The organism is Akkermansia sp. AE01SA01 (assembly GCF_036417395.1).
Taxonomy (GTDB): domain Bacteria; phylum Verrucomicrobiota; class Verrucomicrobiia; order Verrucomicrobiales; family Akkermansiaceae; genus Akkermansia.
Window position 1 is genome coordinate 1,262,670 of record NZ_CP143890.1, and the last position, 17,096, is coordinate 1,279,765.

Sequence of the window (17,096 nt, forward strand, 5' to 3'; positions counted from 1 at the left end):
CTGCCCGCACTCCGGAGGGGGAAATGAAAAGCCGCGGAACGGATGCATTCCTAGCAGGGAAAATCCATCCGCTCCCGTTTCTCCGGATGTTGACGCAGCATGGCGCGCAGGGCGATGCGGTCCAGTTTTCCCATGATTGTCAGGGGTATGGGCGTTTCCATGATGGAGCCTATGCGCTGCGGGCCGGGCGCCGTTTCATTCCATTTGCGGGAAGCTTCTTTCAGACGTGCCGCGGAAGGACCGCAGGCCACCAGTTCCGCTCCTGCGCGCGGGTGGGGCACGGCTTCCACCACGGCGCCGGGTGCGCGGTGCCGCAGGGCCTCCTGGACCGCATCCGGATCAACCAGCTCCCCCAGGATTTTGACGAGCCTGTCTGCCCGGCGCAGGAACGTCAGGAAGCGCCCTTCCAGGCGAACCAGGTCGCAGGTGGTCCACCAGTCGCGGGACGGCACGTGTTCCAGCAGGAATTCGCCGTTGTCCTGCGTCAGCAGGCGGCCGCACAGCTTCCCTTCACCCTGGAAGCGTGCACGGCCCAGGGAATCCGCCGCCACCTCCCAGTGCGGGAGGATGGAAAGCCGGTCCGTGTGGTAGGGTTCATTCGGAAAGGCGGTAGCCAGCTGGGAGCCGGACTCCGTCATGCCGTAGCTCTGGACCACGGGCCAGCCGAGCGAGCGGGCGCGCCTGCCTGTCTCCATATCCAGAGCGCCGCCGCCCACGATGATGCACCGGACGGCGGGAGGAGCCTGTATTGCCTCGTTCACCAGGTCGACTACCTGCGTGGGCACCAGGGAGGACCAACAGGCACCGGAAGTTTTCATCAGGTCCGCATAGGCATGGGGATTCCACTTGCCCTCCAGGGTATGTACGGCCGTTCCGGCAAGTCCGGCGCGCAGGTAAATCATGGCTCCCCCCACGTGCCAGACAGGGAGGGGACAGCACCAGTCTCCGCGTTCCGCATGCAGGTGTTCCAGAGCGCCGCGGGCGCAGATGTTCAACGCCTGCCGGGTAAACAAAACGGCCTTGGGCGGGGAGCCGGAAGATCCGGACGTAGCGAATGCGACGAGGTCTTCCACGCCCTGCCGTTCCAGGAAGGCGGCAGCTCGCTGCGCCCATTCGGACAGATGCGGAGGTGCCATCACGCACGGTCCGGCGTTTTGCTCCCAGGGCATGGGTGTTCCGGTAGCGGGCATGGCGGCGGGATTACCTGAGGGCTTTCCGGCGCAGGGTATGCCAGCGTTCCTCCATGCGGGGTCTCAAATTCTGTTCAATCCAGGCGTAGGCGGCTTCCAGCCCCTCCGCCTTGAACATGCGGCCTATTTCCGCTTCCACTCCCGTGGCGTTGCCCGTGCGGCGCAGGAAATCATTGCTGGTGAATTCCACGAAGAGCCTGCCGTTGATGGCTCCTTCTTCCGCCAGAATCCATTCCCTTACATAAAGCGCCAGAATGGCGTCGCCCACCCATGCTTCAATGCGGAGGCGTTCCTCGGTAGCCTTGTCGATATGTCGGTTCATGAAAATCTGGCGATGGCTGACTTGCCGCCCAGCGGGTCCTTGATGGGCGGCGGGGCGATGCCGGGCGTCTTGTCTCCGGCCGGAGGCGCGGCAGGGGCCGGTTGTCCGCCGTCTTTGGGAAGCACGGGGAGCTTGTCCGCAGGAGATGCGGCGGGAACGGCCGGCGGCGGGGCTGCGGAACTGGGCTGCACCGGTGCGGTTGCGGGATTGGGGACCGGGACAGGTGCAAGCGGAACGTCCAGAACGGTATCCCCGGCCTGGCGGCGGTTGGCGGCGTCCCTGGCCTCCAGCTTTTTGCGCAGGGCCGTTTCCGACTCCGAATTCCAGTAGCCGGAATCCAGTTCAATGTAAATGTTGGAATAGGGAAGCGCCGTTTTGGTCTTGATGACCAATACATTGAACTGCTTGGAAGCGTCTTCGATCAGGGAATTGATCGTGCGGCTCATCAGTTCAAAATGCTGGCGTCCGGGAAGCATCTTGTTGATATTGTTGCGGTAGCGCTTGATGCCGGGGGCGTAGTCCTCTGTGACGCTGCGCAGCTCGGAGCTGATCATGATGCGGGGCAGCACGTGGGCCTCCTCTTCCAGAATGTCCAGAACCTCAAGAAGAACTTCGTCGGACTTCTTGTCGGAAACCATGGTCCTGATGCCGGGCCCCGTGTAAGCCGGGAAGGAGGCTTCCGCAATGACAATCCAGTTCCTGGCCCCGACAAGGGCCAGATTTTTATACAACTGATCCTTCCATTCCTGCTCTGCCGGATTGGCGTTCTGGCAGCTGCCGAGCAGGCTGATGAAGCATACTGACAGGATGGAGGCGAAACGGATCATGGGGCGGGCCCTGGCTCGCAGGGCGGAAAACGGGGCTAAAACTTGTGTGACCTGGGTTCGCGGCATGTACTGGGGCAGGCGCCCTGTTCCGTGGCGAACGGCGCTCCCTGGGTGGGGGCTGCTTCCGTAAACGCCACTCCGGGCACTTCCGTGGGCAGGCCCTGGACGGGGAAATCCTTCCGGAGCGGGAAATAGGGATAGCCCTCCCACATCAGGATGCGGCGCATGTCCGGATGGCCGGAGAATTTAATGCCCATCAAGTCCCACACTTCGCGTTCGTGCCAGTTGGCGCCCTGGAAAATTCCGGAGACGCTGGGCACTTCCTCGCCGTCGTCCACCTTCGTCTTGAGGCTCAGGTTCACGCCGGTTTCCGCCTGGGTCAGCGTGTAGATGACTTCAAAGCGGGGGCTCTCGCCCATGTTGTCCACGGAGCAGAGGTTCACCAGCATGTCGAATCCGGCGGAATCCCGCAGCCAGCGGACGACTTCCGCCACGGAATTGCGGGCCACGGTCAGCGTGGTGTCTCCGCGAAATTCATAACGGTCCGTGATGACGTTTCTGCCGAAGCGGTTCAGGACGCTGTCTGCAGCGGTCTTGATCTGTGATTCTGAAGAAGGCATGGAGAAAAGGAGGTAAAAGGTGGAGGAGGGAAGGTTTATTCGATGGGCATTTCCGTGGAAATCGGCATGGGGGAGTTGGCTTCCCTGGGTTCATCCTTCTTGAAGAAGGTGCGGGCGGGATGCTGGGTGTCCAGCTTCTTGCGGAGGGTGAGCAGACTTTCCAGAATGGCTTCCGGCCGGGGAGGGCACCCGGAAATGTAAACGTCCACAGGCAGAATCTTGTCCACGCCCTGCAGCACGGAATAGGAGCGGAACATGCCGCCGGTGGAAGCGCAGGCGCCCATCGCAATGCACCATTTGGGCTCCGGCATCTGGTCCCAGATGCGGCGCACGGCCAAGGCCATCTTGTAGGTCACGGTGCCGGCCACGATCATCACGTCCGCCTGGCGCGGGGAGAAACGCGTCACTTCGGAGCCGAAACGGGAAAGGTCGTACCGGGAGCAGGCCACGGCCATGAACTCGATGGCGCAGCAGGAAAGCCCCATCGGCATGGGCCAGAGGGAATTTTTACGAATCCAGTTGATGGCGGCATCCAGCGTGGTGTAGACGAAATTGCCTTCCGCATTGGGGTCCAATACTCCTGTTTCGTAAATATTCGGTTCGTTTGTGGTGACCATGATGATAGATAAATCTTGCTAAAGCCAGATTAGCGACCTGCCTTCAACTCTCAAGCCTTAATTTGGTTCAATCATGTTTTTCTACGGCCCCGTTCCGCCTGGTCTTTCAAACCATTCGGAGCGGGATGAATAAACCCGCACAGGGTTGCCCCCGTGCGGGTTTTTATCCAACTATATTACCTATGAAACTCAGAACTCCCCATTATGGACGGCGGTCTCTCTACCTCCCGCCACCCGGTTTGTTACTGATGTAGGTTAGAGTCCGCAGGACGGTTTAACGTTCAAAAAAGTTGAAGAAATTATGACAGAAGAGCGGTAGAAATTGCAAATGAACATATTATGTAATTTTTGTCATGAAGGGAGAGTTAACCGCGTTTCTCCCTGTCCTTGGAGGAGCGGATGACAAGATGCACGACCAGCCAGAGGCTCAGGGCAATAGCGGCCACCAGGGCCGGCATGCTTTCCGTAATGTTCCATGAAAACAACACGGCCAAGTCCGCCGCCAGAAGAAGAAGTCCCATGAAACGCCAGTATGGGGATTCCCCTTCATATCGGGAACGTGGAGAAAGCCCCGCCAAAAGGGACGGGACATCCAGCAGAAGGGAAAGAAGGTCGAGCATGGTGTTGGGAAAGGAGGTGGAAACGGAATTTGATGGATGGAACCCGGAATGTCCAGGCTAACTGGCAAGAACCGGAAAATCTCTGTTCCCAAGGCGCGGTCATCAGAAGGGAACGAAAGAAGGAGAATATTTCACATGGTTTGACCTAAGGACGCCTTTTGTTAGCGAAGGTTTGATTCATTTTTATTTGCTTTACGGGCTTTAGGCTGTGCTTTCCGACTAACCGGGCTTGTCCGGTTTTGCAATCTCCGCACAGTTGCGGGATCATTTCAACAGATCTGGAAGAGAACCCTCATGTCCTTTATTTTTCTATTTCCAAGTGGGACGATGCTCAAAATCCTCAGGCGGAAAAATTAAAACGATCTCTCTTGACTTGGATATAATTAAATATACATTGAATAATATTAAAGAGTTTGAGGTATTTTTATGAACATTACGTCAGATTGGTTCACGAATCTTGGGGATGAAGACATAAGTTTCATTAAGAAGTTCATTCTGTCTTCAGGATCATTAAAGGCGGTGGCGCAACAATACGGGGTAACGTATCCCACCGTAAGATTGCGGTTGGACAAGCTGATTAAAAAAATTGAAGCGGCCGATAGCATCATGATGAATGACCCTTTTGTCACGTATATCAAGCAACTTGCCCTGAATGAGAAAATTGATTTGGAAACTGCCAAGTCCCTTATCAACGAATACAATAAAACTAGAAAGGAATAAACACTATGTGGTTCGATCCAATGACGGCTGCGAGGTATGCCTGGATACCAGGTACGGCCATCGGAGTACTTTGTGGCACTCTGGCTCCCATTGCTGCATTTTACGCCCGGAAAGGCAAATGCCGCAGGTTGATCTTGAACACGGCCAAATGTCTTCTTGGTATTAGTTTGTTATTTTTACTCTCCGGGGGTACTGCTTATGTTGTCGGTCAGCCCTATCACGTTTGGTATACGCTGCTGTTGACCGGAGGAGTTACCATGTTTCCCATGTCCACCGTTTACTTTGTTTTCAGGAACGCTTACACGGCAGCGGAATTAAGAAAAATGCAAATTGAGGACATGAATTGACGGAATCACATAAGTCAGCCCCGATAACCGGACATGCCTCACAGGAAAACATCGGCAGGCAATAGCTGTTTCTTTGTAAAAATACAATAATACAAAAAAGAATCAACATGTGGTTCGATCCGTCGGCGGCAGGCATCGCGGATTTGCATTGAGTGCTTCCATAAAAAACTTGGGGCTGAAGGGGAAGTATGTTCTCCTGCCGTTAAAACGTGTGCTCATTTACAAGCGTTCGTGAATCAGAACCTGGAAATGGCCGCCCGCACCGTATTCGTCGGTCAGGAAGGCGTCCTGGGGCGTTTTTTCCGCGTAGGGAAGCAGGTAGTCCCGCTGGGTGGCCAGGGTGACCCGGTCCCCGATGCAGTTGCGGGAAAGTTCCAGAAGGTCCGTAAAATTGACGTCGCAGGTAATATCCGTCCTGCCGGGGTAGCTGTACAGCTCCTCCCCGCTCAGCACCTGGTGGCTTTTGTAGCCGCGCAGGGAGCCTCTGGGGCGGCGATGGTACAGGTATTCCATCTCTGCTCCGTAGTCGATGACTGTCATGGAGCCCATACTCCACAGGGGAAGCCATCCGGTGAACCACTTGGCGTAGGAATCATGGATTTCAATGCGCTGGCCCGGCTGGGAATCGTACTCCAGCATGTGGGAAAACAGGGGCTTTTGAAGGACGGGGCGCAACTCCTCCCGGACGGCGCCGTCCTTCACGGTCAGACCGACTTCCTGCCAGCCCTGTTCCGTATATTCGAACACCCGCGCGGGAAAGGCGTCCACCAGTTCATTGGAAAAGATGAAGGCCTTTCCGCCGCAGTGCTTCAGTGCTTTTTCCATGCCGGAATAGATTTTTGCCTGGCTGCCCAGCAGAAGGTGCTGGAACTCCCGGAGCCGGGGAGACGTCTCCACAATGACGTAATCCGTGTTCAGCCGGTTCCAGAACCCCAGTTGGTCCATGATCTTGACGGCCAGGGCGCCAGACCCGGCTCCTATCTCCAGCAGAGGCAGCCGCGTGCCGCAGCGGGCGCACGCCTCCTTCCAGCGGGCAATGATGGCTTTGGCCAGAATGGGGGAAAGGGTGGGCGTGGTGGAAAAATCCCCGCGCATCCCGATGTTTTCAATGGCGGTGGAATAATAGCCTTCCTCCGAATGGTACAGGGCCAGCTGCATGAAGGCTTCCAGGGAAAGCCAGCCCCCGGCTGCGGCGATGTGGTCGGAAAGGCGTATCATGTCCGGGAACGGCGGTCAGGATTTGGACTGCTCCAGCATGCGGAGCAGGGGGGCCTCCGCCCGTTTGCGCAGGTCTTCCGGCAATTCCACGGCGGGGGTGAGGTCACGCAGGGCGTGGTACAGTTTTTCCAGCGTGTTCATCTTCATGTACGGGCAGGTGCTGCAGGAGCACTGTTCCGTGGGGGCCGGGATGAACTCCTTGCCCGGCACCAGCTTGCGCAGGCGGTGCAGGATGCCGGATTCAGTCACGATGATGAAGGAGGAGGCGGGGCTCTCCGTGCAGAAGGGAATCATTTTTTCCGTGGAGCAAATGTGGTCCGCCAGCAGGCGCACGGCCTCCGTGCATTCCGGATGGGCCACCACCAGCGCGCCGGGGTGTTTCTCCTTCAGGGCCAGAATCTGGTCCCGCGTGAACTCCATGTGCACGTGGCAGGCTCCGTTCCACAACTCCATCGGGCGGCCGAGCTGGCGGCCTACCCAGGCGCCCAGGTTCTGGTCCGGCACGAACAGGATGGGGCGGTCCTCCGGAGCCTGGGAGACAATGTTGACGGCATTCCCGGAAGTGACGATGACGTCCGCCAGAGCCTTCACGCCTATGGAGCAGTTCACGTACGCCACCACGTAATAATTCCTGTCGGCGTTTTCTTTTAAAAAAGCTCCCAGTTCCCCGGCGTCGCAGGAGGCTTCCAGGGAGCACCCGGCGTCGGCGTCCGGCAGGACGACCGTTTTATCCGGATTGAGAATCTTGGCGGTTTCCGCCATGAAGTGGACGCCGCAGAAGGCGATCACGCGGCAGTCCGTGCTCTGCGCCTTGTAGGCCAGTCCCAGGGAATCCCCCACAAAATCCGCAATATCCTGGATATCCGCCGTCTGGTAGCTGTGCGCCAGGATGACGGCGTTGCGCTCTTTCTTCAAGCGCAGGATTTCCTCTTTCAGGTCAACGGGTGCCATGCGGGAAAAGATGGGACGGAAGCCCCGGCAAGTCAAGCATCATGTCCTGATGCTGGCCGCGCCTGTTGACGGAGGCGGGGAATTGTGGCACAGTCTGGCACACCGCACGATTATGTTTTCACTTTTAGCAGATAAACTGGACAACACGTTCCGGAGGCTGAGGGGCCTGGGAAAGATTTCTGAAAAGAACATTGCGGACGCCATGCGCGACATCCGGCTGGCCCTGCTGGAAGCCGACGTGGAGTTCGGCGTGGCCAGGGACTTCATTGCCCGCGTCAAGGAGCGCGCCATGGGGCAGGAAGTGCTCAAATCCATCAAGCCCGGAGAACAGATCGTCAAAATCTTCCGTGATGAAATCGCCTCCCTGCTGGGCGGCGATGCCGTGGGACTGGATCTGACGGACCCCGCCAGAATCATGGTGGTAGGCCTCAACGGCGCCGGGAAGACCACCACCAGCGCGAAGCTGGCCCTGCGCCTGAAAAACGAAGGGCGGCGCCCCCTGCTGGTAGCCTGCGACCTGGTGCGCCCCGCCGCCATCGACCAGCTGGCTACGCTGGCGGAACAAATCCAGGTGCCCGTGTACAAGCCCGCCCCCGGCAGCCGGGACGTGGTGGCCGTGGCCCGGGAAGCCCTGGAATGGGCCAAGACCCAGAACGGCACCGTCATGATCTTTGACACGGCGGGCCGACAGGAAGTGGACGAAGCCCTCATTGACGAGCTCCGCCATCTGCATTCCTTCCTTTCTCCGCGTGAAACCCTTCTGGTGGTGGATGCTGCCACGGGGCAGCAGGCCGTGAACGTGGCCCAGACTTTTGACCGGGCCGTAAACGTGACGGGCATCGTCCTTACCAAGCTGGACGGCGACGCCCGCGGCGGCGCGGCCCTCTCCATGCGTTCCGTGACGGGCAAGCCCATCAAATTCTCCGGGGAAGGGGAAAAGCTGGACCAGTTCGGCCCCTTCGTCCCCGGCCGCATGGCGGACCGCATTCTGGGCATGGGGGACATCGTGGGCCTGGTGGAGCATGCCGCCGCCCGCATTGACGAGGAACAGGCGGCCAAGTCCATGAGCCGGATGATGTCCGGCAAATTCGACTTCAATGACTTTCTGGAGCAGATGAAAATGATGCAGAACCTGGGTCCCCTGGAAGGATTGCTGGGACTTCTGCCCGGCTTCGGAAAAATCAAAAAACAGCTCCCGGACGGCGCGCTTGATCCCAAAAGGATGAAGCACATGGAAGCCATCGTCCTTTCCATGACGGCCAGGGAGCGCAGCAACCCCAACCTGCTGAACCCGTCCCGCCGCCGGCGCATCGCTGCCGGTTCGGGACGTTCCCTGATGGAGGTGAACAAGCTCATCAAGAACTTTTCGGAAATGCGCAAGATGATGTCCGGCAAGGGTAAAATGGGCGCCATGATGAAGCAGATGGGGGCCATGAAGGGGAAGGGAGGCAAGATGCCCGGCCTTCCCGGCATGGGCGGCGGACTGGGAGCCCTGAAAGGTCTTGGCGGGCTCGGCGGAGGTTTGGGAGGCCTCTTCGGCGGCCGCAAATAACCGTTTTGAAAAAGGCGCGTGCATCATGCCGCGCCTTTTTTATTTTCCTTGGGTGAAAGGTCTCTGCCCCTGGGCACGTAAATCCGGAATGAGGCTGACCAGGGAACGTTTTCACCGGATGAGCGCCTTTCTGGCTCTGGCTGGATGTCTGACGGCCGCGGGAGAGGCTCCCGTCCCTGCGGAAAACATTTTGCTTCCCGCTCCGTCCGAATGCAGGTCTGACGTCTCCGTTCCCGTACGGCTGCCACTGCGCCTGGCCGTTTATGCCCCCGGCAGGGACGCCGGAACGGTGGAGGCCCTGCTTAATATTTTGAATGCCCAGGGCATTGTCACGGGCCTGTCCATGACCGGAGACAGGAACTCGGCGGATGTGCTATGTTCCCTGGAAGATGAGCCCATGAAAACGGAAGAGGGGTATGAAATGCGCTTGGAAAGCCGGGATGGGGGAAGAGGCGTCCTGCATCTTCGCGCGGCGGCTCCGCAGGGGCTCTTCTACGCATGGCAGAGTGCAGTACAGATACTGAACGCCAACCGGACGGAAGGCGGCTTTTCCGTACCCGCCTTCTCCATCAGGGACGTTCCGCGCTTCGAGTGGCGTGGCATCATGCTGGACGTCTCCCGCCATTTCTTCACGATGGCGGAAGTCAAGCGCATGATAGACACCATGTCCCTGTTCAAGCTCAACCGGCTGCACCTGCACCTGACGGACGGTCCCGGCTGGCGGCTGGAAATCAAAAAATACCCGCTCCTGACGACCATGAGCGCCTGGCGCGTGCCGCTGGCCAACGGGGAATGGAACTGGCAGGAAGTGAAGCTGGCTATTCAGGAGAACGATCCGGAAGCGACGTACGGCGGGTTCTACACACAGGAGCAGATGAAGGAGATCATCGCATACGCCCGGAATCGCCGGGTGACAGTCGTTCCGGAGATAGAATTGCCCGGACATGCGTACGCCGCCATGCACGCCTACGGGGAACTGGTCTGCGACGGTGTCAACTTTCCCGTGGAAGGCAAAAAAGGGCGGGACACCGTTTGCATGGGGCGTCCGGAAACCATGCGGTTCGTGAAAGACGTGGTGGATGAATTGAAGACCATTTTTCCGCCCGGTTCCCCCATTCATCTGGGGCATGATGAAGTTTCCACGGAATCATGGAGAAACTGCAAGTACTGCCAGAGCCGCCTGAAGGGGTTGAATGAAAACAGCCTGAAGGCTCTGGGCAGGGACTTTCTCCGTCAAGTGGCGGCTTATGTGCGGCAGGGCGGGTATGACGCCATCGTCTGGGACGAGGGCGGTGAACTGGAAGCCGACAAGCATATCTTCGTCATGGCGTGGCGCGGCAATGACTTTGCCGCTGCCGCCGCCAGAAAAGGGCACCCCGTCATTCTGGCTCCCAGCTCCCACTTCTACTTTGACTACTACCAGTCCGCCGGTTCCACGGAGCCTAAAGCCATAGGCGGCCTCATTCCGCTCAAGCAGGTGTATGGTTATGAACTGCCGGAACTCTCCCCGGAGGAGGTCGTCAAGGTGCGCGGCCTTCAGGCCAACATCTGGACTGAATACCTGTACAATATGGGGCTGGTGGAATACATGGCGTGGCCTCGCGCCCTCGCGCTGGCGGAGCGCGCCTGGAGCGACTGTGATCCCAGGGATTACCGCTCCTTCCGCGCCCGTGCGGCCATGGCTCTGAAACTCCTGGAAAAACTGGCCGTCAAGTATCGTCCCCTGGGGGAGGACGAATAATTTTTTCTTGACGGTCAACGGCATTGGTGCGAGTAGGGAGACATGGCTGCCCCTTCTGCTTCCATGTCCCTCGCACCGTGCCGGAAGCCCGGTTATCCCACTGGAAAGGAAATATCAAAACTCCTGAGACTGGGCCTTCTCTCCGCTCTGTCCGGCAACCTGATCGCCTGCTCCCAGCAGCAGGGAGTGCACCTGGGGGGCGCACCGCTGCCTCCTCCCGTTAAGATGATCCAGGGTAAGGGAAAGTAAAGGAATGATGAGCGGGAATGTAAAAAAGTCTTTTTCCGGCAGTTATCCCACCCGGGCCGAATTCTCCGGATTGCTGAAAACCGGAGTTCTTCTGACCGCTGCCGGAACCTTGATGTCCTGCGGACTCCAAACTTCATCAGGGGTGAATGCATCCCCGGTTGGCGGTCATGAAAAAGACACGGGATCCTGTCCTGATGACCATTTGCGCCGTACCGGCGGAGAGTTTCCGGCTGCATGGGAGAGGCGATTGGAGAAGTGAGCAACTTGGAATTTCTGTCGTCTTTCACTGGGTAGGTTGAATGTATTGTTTGCATTGATTTTTCCTCTGATACATGGCATCAGCCTGCATTGTGGATGCTGCTGCGCAGGAGGCAAAAGAAATCTGGGGGAGCTTTGGAAGGAAAATGCCATGTCGGTGACTGGGAAAATAATGTTTTTTCTTGACAGTCAAAGTATTTTATAGGAACAGGAAAGCATGACTACCCCCCGCGCCTCCATTCCTCCGCAACCGGAGCGGAAACCCGATTATCCTACCGGAAAGGAAATGTCCAGATTGCTGAAGCTGGGCCTCCTCACCGCCATGTCCGGCAACCTGATCGCCTGCTCCCAGCAACAGGTCTTGGGCGTAGCTCCGTTGCCTCCTCCTATTAAGATTATTCACGTTAAGGGAAAATAAAGGAATGATAGGCGGGAATGCAAAAAAATCTTTTTCCGGCGGTTATCCCACCCGTGCCGAATTTTCCAGGTTGCTGAAAACGGGTGTCCTGCTGACTGCCGCCGGAACCTTGATGTCCTGCCAGCCCCGGGAGGAAGCTCCAGATAATGCCGGAAAAAAGGAAGAGGCGATTCACACAAAAGATGGCTCCGGCTTGTATACCATCACGAGAACTGCGGGCATGGTCGTTGATGTACTTCCGGTGAACGAGGCAGTTTCCGATCAGGATTGCTCTGGAGATTCGGATTTGGAAAAGAAAAAAACGGAACACCCTGAAATTCTATCTCCTGAAAAACGTGCGGATTCCCGTTCCAAGGAATGGAGGAAGCGGCTGCCCGGAGAAACTACGTGGAAGGTGAACGGATAAATCATCTTCTGTTTCGTTGTCCTGACAGGCTGATATTCCCTAAAAACCATGATTTATCTGACCCTGTGCCTGACTCATGACTGCAACCTGCGTTGCGGCTACTGCTATGCAGGCCGTAAAAGGGCGGTTTCCATGAGCCGCAAAACCGCTTTCCGCTCCATTGACTTCGGGCTGCAACAGGCATGCCGGGAAGGGAAGGCGCTGGGGAAAATGCCTGAAATCCAGATAGGCTTTTTTGGCGGGGAACCCCTGCTGGAATGGACTCTTCTTCAGGAATGCCGGGAATATGCGGAAGCAGAGTCCTCCCGCGCCGGAATCAACCTGAAATGGACGCTCACCACCAACATGACCCTGCTGACGGAAGAGCGTGTGGTATGGCTGATGGAAAAAGGATTTCATCTGGGGCTTTCCATGGACGGAAACGCAGCTATGCACGGAGTATGGCGCAATTATCCGGATGGCCGCAGCTCTCATGCAGAGTGCGTGGCCGCGCTGGAATGGTTTAAGGGAAGGGAACACCGGGCGGAGCTGATTTGCGTGGTAAATCCGGCCAATGTGAAGCATTTGGAGGAATCCGTGCGGTGGATGGGGGGGGCCTGCGGGCTGGACATCATGCTGAACCCGGACTTTGGCGCTAAATGGACGCCGGAGGCACTGGCAGCCCTTTCCGCTGCCTATGAAAAGGTAGGGGAAGAAGTCGTGCGGCGTTACCGGGCAGGAAATCCGCTGACGCTGAACGTCATTCAGAGCAAGATTGGCGCCTATGTGAAGGGCGGGTATCAGACCTGTGACATGTGTTCCCTGGGGGAACGGGAAATCGCCGTAGCTGTCTCCGGAAACATCTACCCCTGCGCCCGCCTGGTAGGGAATGATGACCTTGAAAACTTGTGCATGGGCAATGTCCTTACCGGAGTGGACCGGGAGAAAAAGCTGAAGCTGGCGGCTGCCCGCGGCAACAGGAACCCCAAATGCCTGGACTGTTCCCTGCGTGCGCGGTGTCTCCAATGGTGCGGCTGCGTCAACTACGTAACCTCCGGCAGGACGGACTGGGTGGGGGAATTCACCTGTTTCCATGAAAAACTCTCCATCCGGGTGGCGGACAGGGTGGCGGAAACCTTGTGGGAGGAACGCAACCCCTGGTTCATCCGGGAATTTTATTCCGGCGTTTCCTCAGGAGACGGAAATACGGCTGCAGAATGTCAGGACTGAGCGGCGTTCCGGAAAGGCGGAAGACTGCACATGGAGGAATGTATTATTTAATGTTTTCATTTCCGGCGGTTTGATTGACACGGAGAACGGGCTCATGTATGAAATGATTCTAGCTGATTGCCTGTTTATGAAAAAATATCGGTTTCTGTTTCTGGCTTCCCTGATGGTGCTCGTTCTGCTTGGCGGCATGGCGGTAGTGGCCTGTTCCAATAACTTCAAGCATGTGCCCCAGACGGGGTTTGTGGAGCATCATGTGAAGAATGAGGACTCCCACATTCCCTTTGATGCGTACTGGAACGCCCCGGATGACAAAATATGGAATGACAGGGTAAACGGCGTCAATGGCGAAAAGGTGATGATGGCTGTTCTTCCGGTGGATACGGTTCACATGGATGTGAGGCCGGAAAGCAAGGAAGGGGTTGACGCCCTGCACAATTTGGCGGCGTACTTCCAGAGGAGCGTGACGGCCAGTATGGAGAAGGAGGTTGCCAAAAACCCGAATTTTGACATGGTTCCCGTCGGAACCAAGGGTGCTTATACGCTGGAACTCGCCATCATCTCCATCACACCCACGAACGCCAAGGCCGGCATCTTTGTCACGGCGTTGAGTGGTATCAAGGGCGGCGGCCTGGTCAAGAGGTTCATCAAGAAGGGGCACATCGCCATGGCGGGCCGCCTGCGTGATGAGAACGGCCGCATCGTTTCCGAATTTGCGGATTATGAGGAAGACCACAGCTCCCTGCTGGGCGTGGATACCAAGGACTTTAAAAAATACGCCCACCATCAGCACACTATTGACGAATGGGCTCGGGAAATTACGGATGTGTATTCCTCCACCTATGGGCACAGGACGAATAAGCACATGATGACGCTAAACCCGTTTTAACAGTGGATCAGGCATTATGACGGGGGCCGGAATGCCCGGTTTTTCCCTCATTCCCCATATTCTGCCCAGGAACTGCTGGTTTCCCAGACGCGTACGCGTTCCAGCGTAACACAATCCCTGACTGGGTATTCCGTAAAAGTTTTCTTGGCCTTTTCCAACGCTTTCCGGGCGTAGGTGAAAATAGTGCGGGCCATCACTTCGCTGGTGGGGTCCTCCCGGTCAAATGGAATGATGCGGTCGCCGTACGCGGCGAGGAAGGTCCTGTAATTCGGATCTTCCGTATTCATGCACAGGGAATGGTCAAACTGCTGGAGAAACTCGCCCATCATCTGCTTGACAGCCTTGAAATCTAGCACCATATCGCTGGCGTCTAGGGAATCCGCGCGGAATACCATCTCCACGGAGCGTGTATGGCCGTGGGGGAATTTGCAGTTGCCCGGATGCTTGGATAAAAGGTGTCCGCTTTCCAGCTCGATTGATTTGCAAATTCGGTATGCCATGCAAGAAGGATAACGTGCCCGGCCATGGGGGGCAATATCAAAGAGGGGCGTTATCTGTCTTGCGGGAGGGGCGTTTCCATATGGCTTCCCCCTTCTGCGGTCGGCTGGACGGACTATTCATATCCCGTCCTGTGCGGCACCATGCCATGACTCTTTCGCCGTTTTCCCCTTTCCGGGAATAAAACAGCAGCTGTTCAAACGGAGTCAGCTTTTTCACAATCTGCCAGTAGGAAATGTCTTCAGGATGGTAAAGGGAGCCGTTCCATTCATTGTGGATATTCTTCTGAATGGCTTCCGGGGTGACTGCAAATGTCCTGGCATGATGCATGAAAATCTTGAACGGAAAAATGCTGCAGAGGGCAATATAGGCAACAAGGAGGAATTTACGATTTCTCCCCAACATGGGAAAAGCCTGGGTACACAGAATGGCGAGAAAGAAATAGAAAACCCCTGATGTCTTGAAAACAAGCTCATTGTAGCGGACGCCCACGCAAATGAGTGTACAGGCTGCAAAACCGTGAAGCCTGCAAATGTCTTGCCATCCGTGCGTTGATCCTGTATCAGGAGGAAACGGGAAAGAGAAAATCCCGGTATCATCTTATGGCTTATGTTTCATGGACATTCCTGAAAATGGGTGACAGGGCCGATCGCAAAACGGGCCTAGTTTTCCTGTTGATCGCACTGGCGCCGGTCATTCTTGTTTCAGTTTTAGCCTTCATCATCGGCCTGGGGGCGATTGTGTACGGATGGCCCGCCCTTCTGCCGATGCTGGTACCGTTCTATTTGCCCTTTGCGTTGCGCAGGGAGACCGGGAGCGCGATCAAGTCCGGAAACGTTCTTTTTGACAAGGACCCGCTGGTCGTCACTTCCAGACCGGTAGTCCGGAACTGGGTGTATGCCGTTTATGCGGTCATGCCCGCACTCCCGCTGATTCTGTCCGGCTGGCACATGACCCTTGACAGAGGAGGCAATGGCAGCGCCCTGGCGGCGTTCGCCCTAATCTGGATTGCCCTGTATTCCTCCTTTCTGCTGTTGTCGCTCGTGCTGGGAAAAATCGGCTATTTGAAAATCGGCCGTTTTTTTCTCGCCGCCGCAGCCAATATTGTGCTTGTCCTGTGCTATTCCGTGTGGGGGCTGTGAATCCGCCGCCGTTCCACGGGAAAACCGCTTTCCGCGCTTCCCTGGCTTGAGGAAGGGAGTCCTGTGCGAGGTACAGGCCTTATTTCCTGATGAACGGCTGCATCCGGCACATGGTGGCCGTGCGCCACAGCCATTCCAGCGGGCCGTACAGGAAGTGCTTCAGCCACTGGCGGCATACCCATGCCTGAAGGCAGAAGACCGCTACGGCGGAACACAGGCATATCCACGGTCCCATGCTCCGTGCCAGCCCCAGTCCCCAGCCGAAAAACAGGAACGTGAATATCAGCGTTTGCGTCACGTAGCAGGTCAGCGTGCATTTTCCGGTGCTGCTGAGCAGGTCGGAGGGCAGGTGAAGGCCGGGGCGGGAAAACAGCAGGACGGCTCCGGAAACGAAAGCCGCTACATAGGAAAGGTTTTCCCACTGAAGGACAAGGTGCCGGAGGTCGGAACCCGCGGGGGAGGACGTCAGCGGAACAAGGAGCGTTCGCACGGCCAGCAGGGACAGGAATAGCAAGAGGGAAACTGCCAGCAGCCGGAGGAACAGAACACGCTTGCCGGGAGCGTCCGCAAAGAGCCGCCATCTGCCTGCCAGCATGCCTAGGATGAACAGTCCCAGCGTTTGCCAGATGCGGCCGCTGAGCAGGAAAAACTGCCATTTCCCGACCTGTCCCCGGGTGAGGTTCCACCAGGCCGCCTCCTCCCAGGAGCCGCCGGCGTACAGGAATTCCCGGGAAGGCCCCGCCGCCGGGGAATCCGGGAGGAACCAGCCGGAGGAATGGGGCCAGCCCTCCGCCATTCCGGCGCGGGCCAGGGCGTCCATGACGTTGACGGGCTGCATCAGGCACAGCAGGCACAGAATGACCAGAAAGGGAGTGCGGCGCCTGTACAGTAGAACCAGCGCGAATCCAAGGACTCCGAAAATGGTGAGAATGTCCCCGTCGTAAAACAGGGTGTGGACCAGGCCCAGCAGGAATAGCAGAACGAGCCTCCACATGAATCTTTTCCGGAAATCCACGCCTCTTTGCTCCTGTCTGTCCAGCTGGATGAAGAAGCTGAGGCCGAACAGAAAGGAAAAGAGAAGGAACGACTTGCTGACGAAAAGGTGTTCGTAGAGCCAGTCCGCGGCACCGTTGGCCGCCGCCTGCCATCCCGTAGCGGGGAGAACGGGAAGGTACAGGTTGAAATGGTCGTGTGCGTGGACGATGACAATGCCCAGCAGGGCCAGTGCCCTGAGAATGTCAAGAATGGTGATCCGGGGCGCGGGAGCAGGGGCCCCGGAGGAACTCCGGGCTGTCATGAGAGGAG

Annotated in this window: 20 protein-coding genes; 8 read left to right on the plus strand and 12 right to left on the minus strand. The window is 57.3% G+C overall.

Going from position 1 to position 17,096, the window contains the following annotated elements:
* Positions 1-50: 50 nt before the first annotated feature.
* The 6 genes from V3C19_RS05050 to V3C19_RS05075 form a co-directional block, all read right to left on the minus strand.
* Positions 51-1,190: an AMP-binding protein gene (locus V3C19_RS05050; RefSeq protein WP_295931586.1), complete on the minus strand. Its 1,140-nt coding sequence runs from the start codon at positions 1,188-1,190 to the stop codon at positions 51-53.
* A 10-nt stretch (positions 1,191-1,200) separates the two neighbouring features.
* Entirely contained in the window at positions 1,201-1,512 is a 312-nt protein-coding gene (locus tag V3C19_RS05055) for a ribonuclease III domain-containing protein (protein WP_295931583.1), read from the minus strand.
* A complete protein-coding gene (locus V3C19_RS05060) occupies positions 1,509-2,339 on the minus strand; it encodes a hypothetical protein (RefSeq protein ID WP_295931581.1) in 831 nt (276 codons plus the stop codon). The genes V3C19_RS05055 and V3C19_RS05060 overlap by 4 nt, the downstream gene beginning before the upstream one ends.
* Positions 2,340-2,374: 35 nt before the next feature.
* Entirely contained in the window at positions 2,375-2,959 is a 585-nt protein-coding gene (locus tag V3C19_RS05065) for an NADH-quinone oxidoreductase subunit C (RefSeq protein WP_295931578.1), read from the minus strand.
* A 35-nt stretch (positions 2,960-2,994) separates the two neighbouring features.
* The gene (nuoB, locus tag V3C19_RS05070) at positions 2,995-3,576 is read right to left on the minus strand and encodes an NADH-quinone oxidoreductase subunit NuoB (protein ID WP_067572915.1); all 582 of its coding nucleotides are present in this window, start codon (positions 3,574-3,576) and stop codon (positions 2,995-2,997) included.
* A gap of 365 nt (positions 3,577-3,941) precedes the next feature.
* On the minus strand, positions 3,942-4,196 hold the full coding sequence (locus V3C19_RS05075; protein ID WP_130082544.1) for a hypothetical protein: 255 nt from the start codon (positions 4,194-4,196) through the stop codon (positions 3,942-3,944).
* A 426-nt stretch (positions 4,197-4,622) separates the two neighbouring features.
* On the opposite strand from V3C19_RS05075, the gene V3C19_RS05080 reads away from it, so the two are divergent.
* Positions 4,623-4,916, plus strand: a complete 294-nt coding sequence (locus V3C19_RS05080; protein ID WP_130082545.1) for a DUF2089 family protein — start codon at positions 4,623-4,625, stop codon at positions 4,914-4,916.
* Positions 4,917-5,482: 566 nt separating this feature from the next.
* On the opposite strand, the gene V3C19_RS05085 is transcribed toward V3C19_RS05080, so the two are convergent.
* Both V3C19_RS05085 and nadA read right to left on the minus strand, forming a co-directional pair.
* Entirely contained in the window at positions 5,483-6,481 is a 999-nt protein-coding gene (locus V3C19_RS05085) for an SAM-dependent methyltransferase (protein WP_130082546.1), read from the minus strand.
* 15 nt (positions 6,482-6,496) lie between these two features.
* Positions 6,497-7,432, minus strand: a complete 936-nt coding sequence (gene nadA / locus V3C19_RS05090) for a quinolinate synthase NadA (RefSeq protein ID WP_130082547.1) — start codon at positions 7,430-7,432, stop codon at positions 6,497-6,499.
* Positions 7,433-7,544: 112 nt separating this feature from the next.
* Between nadA and ffh the strand changes: the two genes are divergently transcribed.
* The 4 genes from ffh to V3C19_RS05110 all read left to right on the plus strand — a co-directional run bounded on the left by ffh (position 7,545) and on the right by V3C19_RS05110 (position 11,650).
* On the plus strand, positions 7,545-8,984 hold the full coding sequence (ffh, locus tag V3C19_RS05095; protein WP_295874712.1) for a signal recognition particle protein: 1,440 nt from the start codon (positions 7,545-7,547) through the stop codon (positions 8,982-8,984).
* An 88-nt stretch (positions 8,985-9,072) separates the two neighbouring features.
* The gene (locus tag V3C19_RS05100; protein ID WP_330937168.1) at positions 9,073-10,725 is read left to right on the plus strand and encodes a beta-N-acetylhexosaminidase; all 1,653 of its coding nucleotides are present in this window, start codon (positions 9,073-9,075) and stop codon (positions 10,723-10,725) included.
* 42 nt (positions 10,726-10,767) lie between these two features.
* Complete coding sequence (locus V3C19_RS05105; protein WP_130082549.1) at positions 10,768-10,974, plus strand: hypothetical protein; 207 nt, start codon at positions 10,768-10,770, stop codon at positions 10,972-10,974.
* 475 nt (positions 10,975-11,449) lie between these two features.
* Positions 11,450-11,650 carry a hypothetical protein gene (locus V3C19_RS05110; protein WP_130082550.1) on the plus strand — a complete coding sequence of 67 codons (201 nt, stop codon included), beginning with the start codon at positions 11,450-11,452 and terminating at the stop codon, positions 11,648-11,650.
* On the opposite strand, the gene V3C19_RS05115 is transcribed toward V3C19_RS05110, so the two are convergent.
* Positions 11,637-11,960 (minus strand): hypothetical protein, encoded by a 324-nt coding sequence (locus V3C19_RS05115; protein WP_330937169.1) that lies wholly within the window; start codon positions 11,958-11,960, stop codon positions 11,637-11,639. The genes V3C19_RS05110 and V3C19_RS05115 overlap by 14 nt on opposite strands.
* Positions 11,961-12,104: 144 nt before the next feature.
* On the opposite strand from V3C19_RS05115, the gene V3C19_RS05120 reads away from it, so the two are divergent.
* Positions 12,105-13,265 (plus strand): radical SAM protein, encoded by a 1,161-nt coding sequence (locus V3C19_RS05120; protein ID WP_295931571.1) that lies wholly within the window; start codon positions 12,105-12,107, stop codon positions 13,263-13,265.
* 127 nt (positions 13,266-13,392) lie between these two features.
* Entirely contained in the window at positions 13,393-14,151 is a 759-nt protein-coding gene (locus tag V3C19_RS05125; RefSeq protein ID WP_161981250.1) for a DUF3313 domain-containing protein, read from the plus strand.
* A 47-nt stretch (positions 14,152-14,198) separates the two neighbouring features.
* Here V3C19_RS05125 and V3C19_RS05130 read toward each other — a convergent pair whose 3' ends face one another.
* A complete protein-coding gene (locus V3C19_RS05130) occupies positions 14,199-14,651 on the minus strand; it encodes a 6-carboxytetrahydropterin synthase (protein ID WP_130082554.1) in 453 nt (150 codons plus the stop codon).
* Positions 14,652-14,688: 37 nt separating this feature from the next.
* Complete coding sequence (locus tag V3C19_RS05135) at positions 14,689-14,979, minus strand: hypothetical protein (RefSeq protein ID WP_295931570.1); 291 nt, start codon at positions 14,977-14,979, stop codon at positions 14,689-14,691.
* A gap of 272 nt (positions 14,980-15,251) precedes the next feature.
* Here V3C19_RS05135 and V3C19_RS05140 point away from each other — a divergent pair, with 272 nt between their 5' ends.
* Entirely contained in the window at positions 15,252-15,791 is a 540-nt protein-coding gene (locus tag V3C19_RS05140) for a hypothetical protein (protein WP_130082556.1), read from the plus strand.
* Between the two features lie 79 nt (positions 15,792-15,870).
* Here the strand turns inward: V3C19_RS05140 and V3C19_RS05145 are convergent, their stop codons facing one another.
* Positions 15,871-17,088, minus strand: a complete 1,218-nt coding sequence (locus tag V3C19_RS05145) for a DUF418 domain-containing protein (RefSeq protein ID WP_295931562.1) — start codon at positions 17,086-17,088, stop codon at positions 15,871-15,873.
* Positions 17,089-17,096 lie beyond the last annotated feature (8 nt).

Excerpts from the sequence above, each read along its gene's own strand:
- V3C19_RS05140 (WP_130082556.1), top strand. The coding sequence starts at position 15,252 with ATGGCTTATGTTTCATGGACATTCCTGAAAATGGGTGACAGGGCCGAT.
- V3C19_RS05085 (WP_130082546.1), bottom strand. The coding sequence starts at position 6,481 with ATGATACGCCTTTCCGACCACATCGCCGCAGCCGGGGGCTGGCTTTCC.
- V3C19_RS05075 (WP_130082544.1), bottom strand. The coding sequence starts at position 4,196 with ATGCTCGACCTTCTTTCCCTTCTGCTGGATGTCCCGTCCCTTTTGGCG.
- V3C19_RS05080 (WP_130082545.1), top strand. The coding sequence starts at position 4,623 with ATGAACATTACGTCAGATTGGTTCACGAATCTTGGGGATGAAGACATA.
- V3C19_RS05125 (WP_161981250.1), top strand. The coding sequence starts at position 13,393 with ATGAAAAAATATCGGTTTCTGTTTCTGGCTTCCCTGATGGTGCTCGTT.
- V3C19_RS05105 (WP_130082549.1), top strand. The coding sequence starts at position 10,768 with ATGGCTGCCCCTTCTGCTTCCATGTCCCTCGCACCGTGCCGGAAGCCC.
- V3C19_RS05065 (WP_295931578.1), bottom strand. The coding sequence starts at position 2,959 with ATGCCTTCTTCAGAATCACAGATCAAGACCGCTGCAGACAGCGTCCTG.
- ffh (WP_295874712.1), top strand. The coding sequence starts at position 7,545 with ATGTTTTCACTTTTAGCAGATAAACTGGACAACACGTTCCGGAGGCTG.
- V3C19_RS05120 (WP_295931571.1), top strand. The coding sequence starts at position 12,105 with ATGATTTATCTGACCCTGTGCCTGACTCATGACTGCAACCTGCGTTGC.
- V3C19_RS05145 (WP_295931562.1), bottom strand. The coding sequence starts at position 17,088 with ATGACAGCCCGGAGTTCCTCCGGGGCCCCTGCTCCCGCGCCCCGGATC.
- V3C19_RS05050 (WP_295931586.1), bottom strand. The coding sequence starts at position 1,190 with ATGCCCGCTACCGGAACACCCATGCCCTGGGAGCAAAACGCCGGACCG.
- nadA (WP_130082547.1), bottom strand. The coding sequence starts at position 7,432 with ATGGCACCCGTTGACCTGAAAGAGGAAATCCTGCGCTTGAAGAAAGAG.
- V3C19_RS05100 (WP_330937168.1), top strand. The coding sequence starts at position 9,073 with ATGAGGCTGACCAGGGAACGTTTTCACCGGATGAGCGCCTTTCTGGCT.
- V3C19_RS05130 (WP_130082554.1), bottom strand. The coding sequence starts at position 14,651 with ATGGCATACCGAATTTGCAAATCAATCGAGCTGGAAAGCGGACACCTT.
- V3C19_RS05135 (WP_295931570.1), bottom strand. The coding sequence starts at position 14,979 with ATGCATCATGCCAGGACATTTGCAGTCACCCCGGAAGCCATTCAGAAG.
- nuoB (WP_067572915.1), bottom strand. The coding sequence starts at position 3,576 with ATGGTCACCACAAACGAACCGAATATTTACGAAACAGGAGTATTGGAC.
- V3C19_RS05060 (WP_295931581.1), bottom strand. The coding sequence starts at position 2,339 with ATGATCCGTTTCGCCTCCATCCTGTCAGTATGCTTCATCAGCCTGCTC.
- V3C19_RS05055 (WP_295931583.1), bottom strand. The coding sequence starts at position 1,512 with ATGAACCGACATATCGACAAGGCTACCGAGGAACGCCTCCGCATTGAA.
- V3C19_RS05110 (WP_130082550.1), top strand. The coding sequence starts at position 11,450 with ATGACTACCCCCCGCGCCTCCATTCCTCCGCAACCGGAGCGGAAACCC.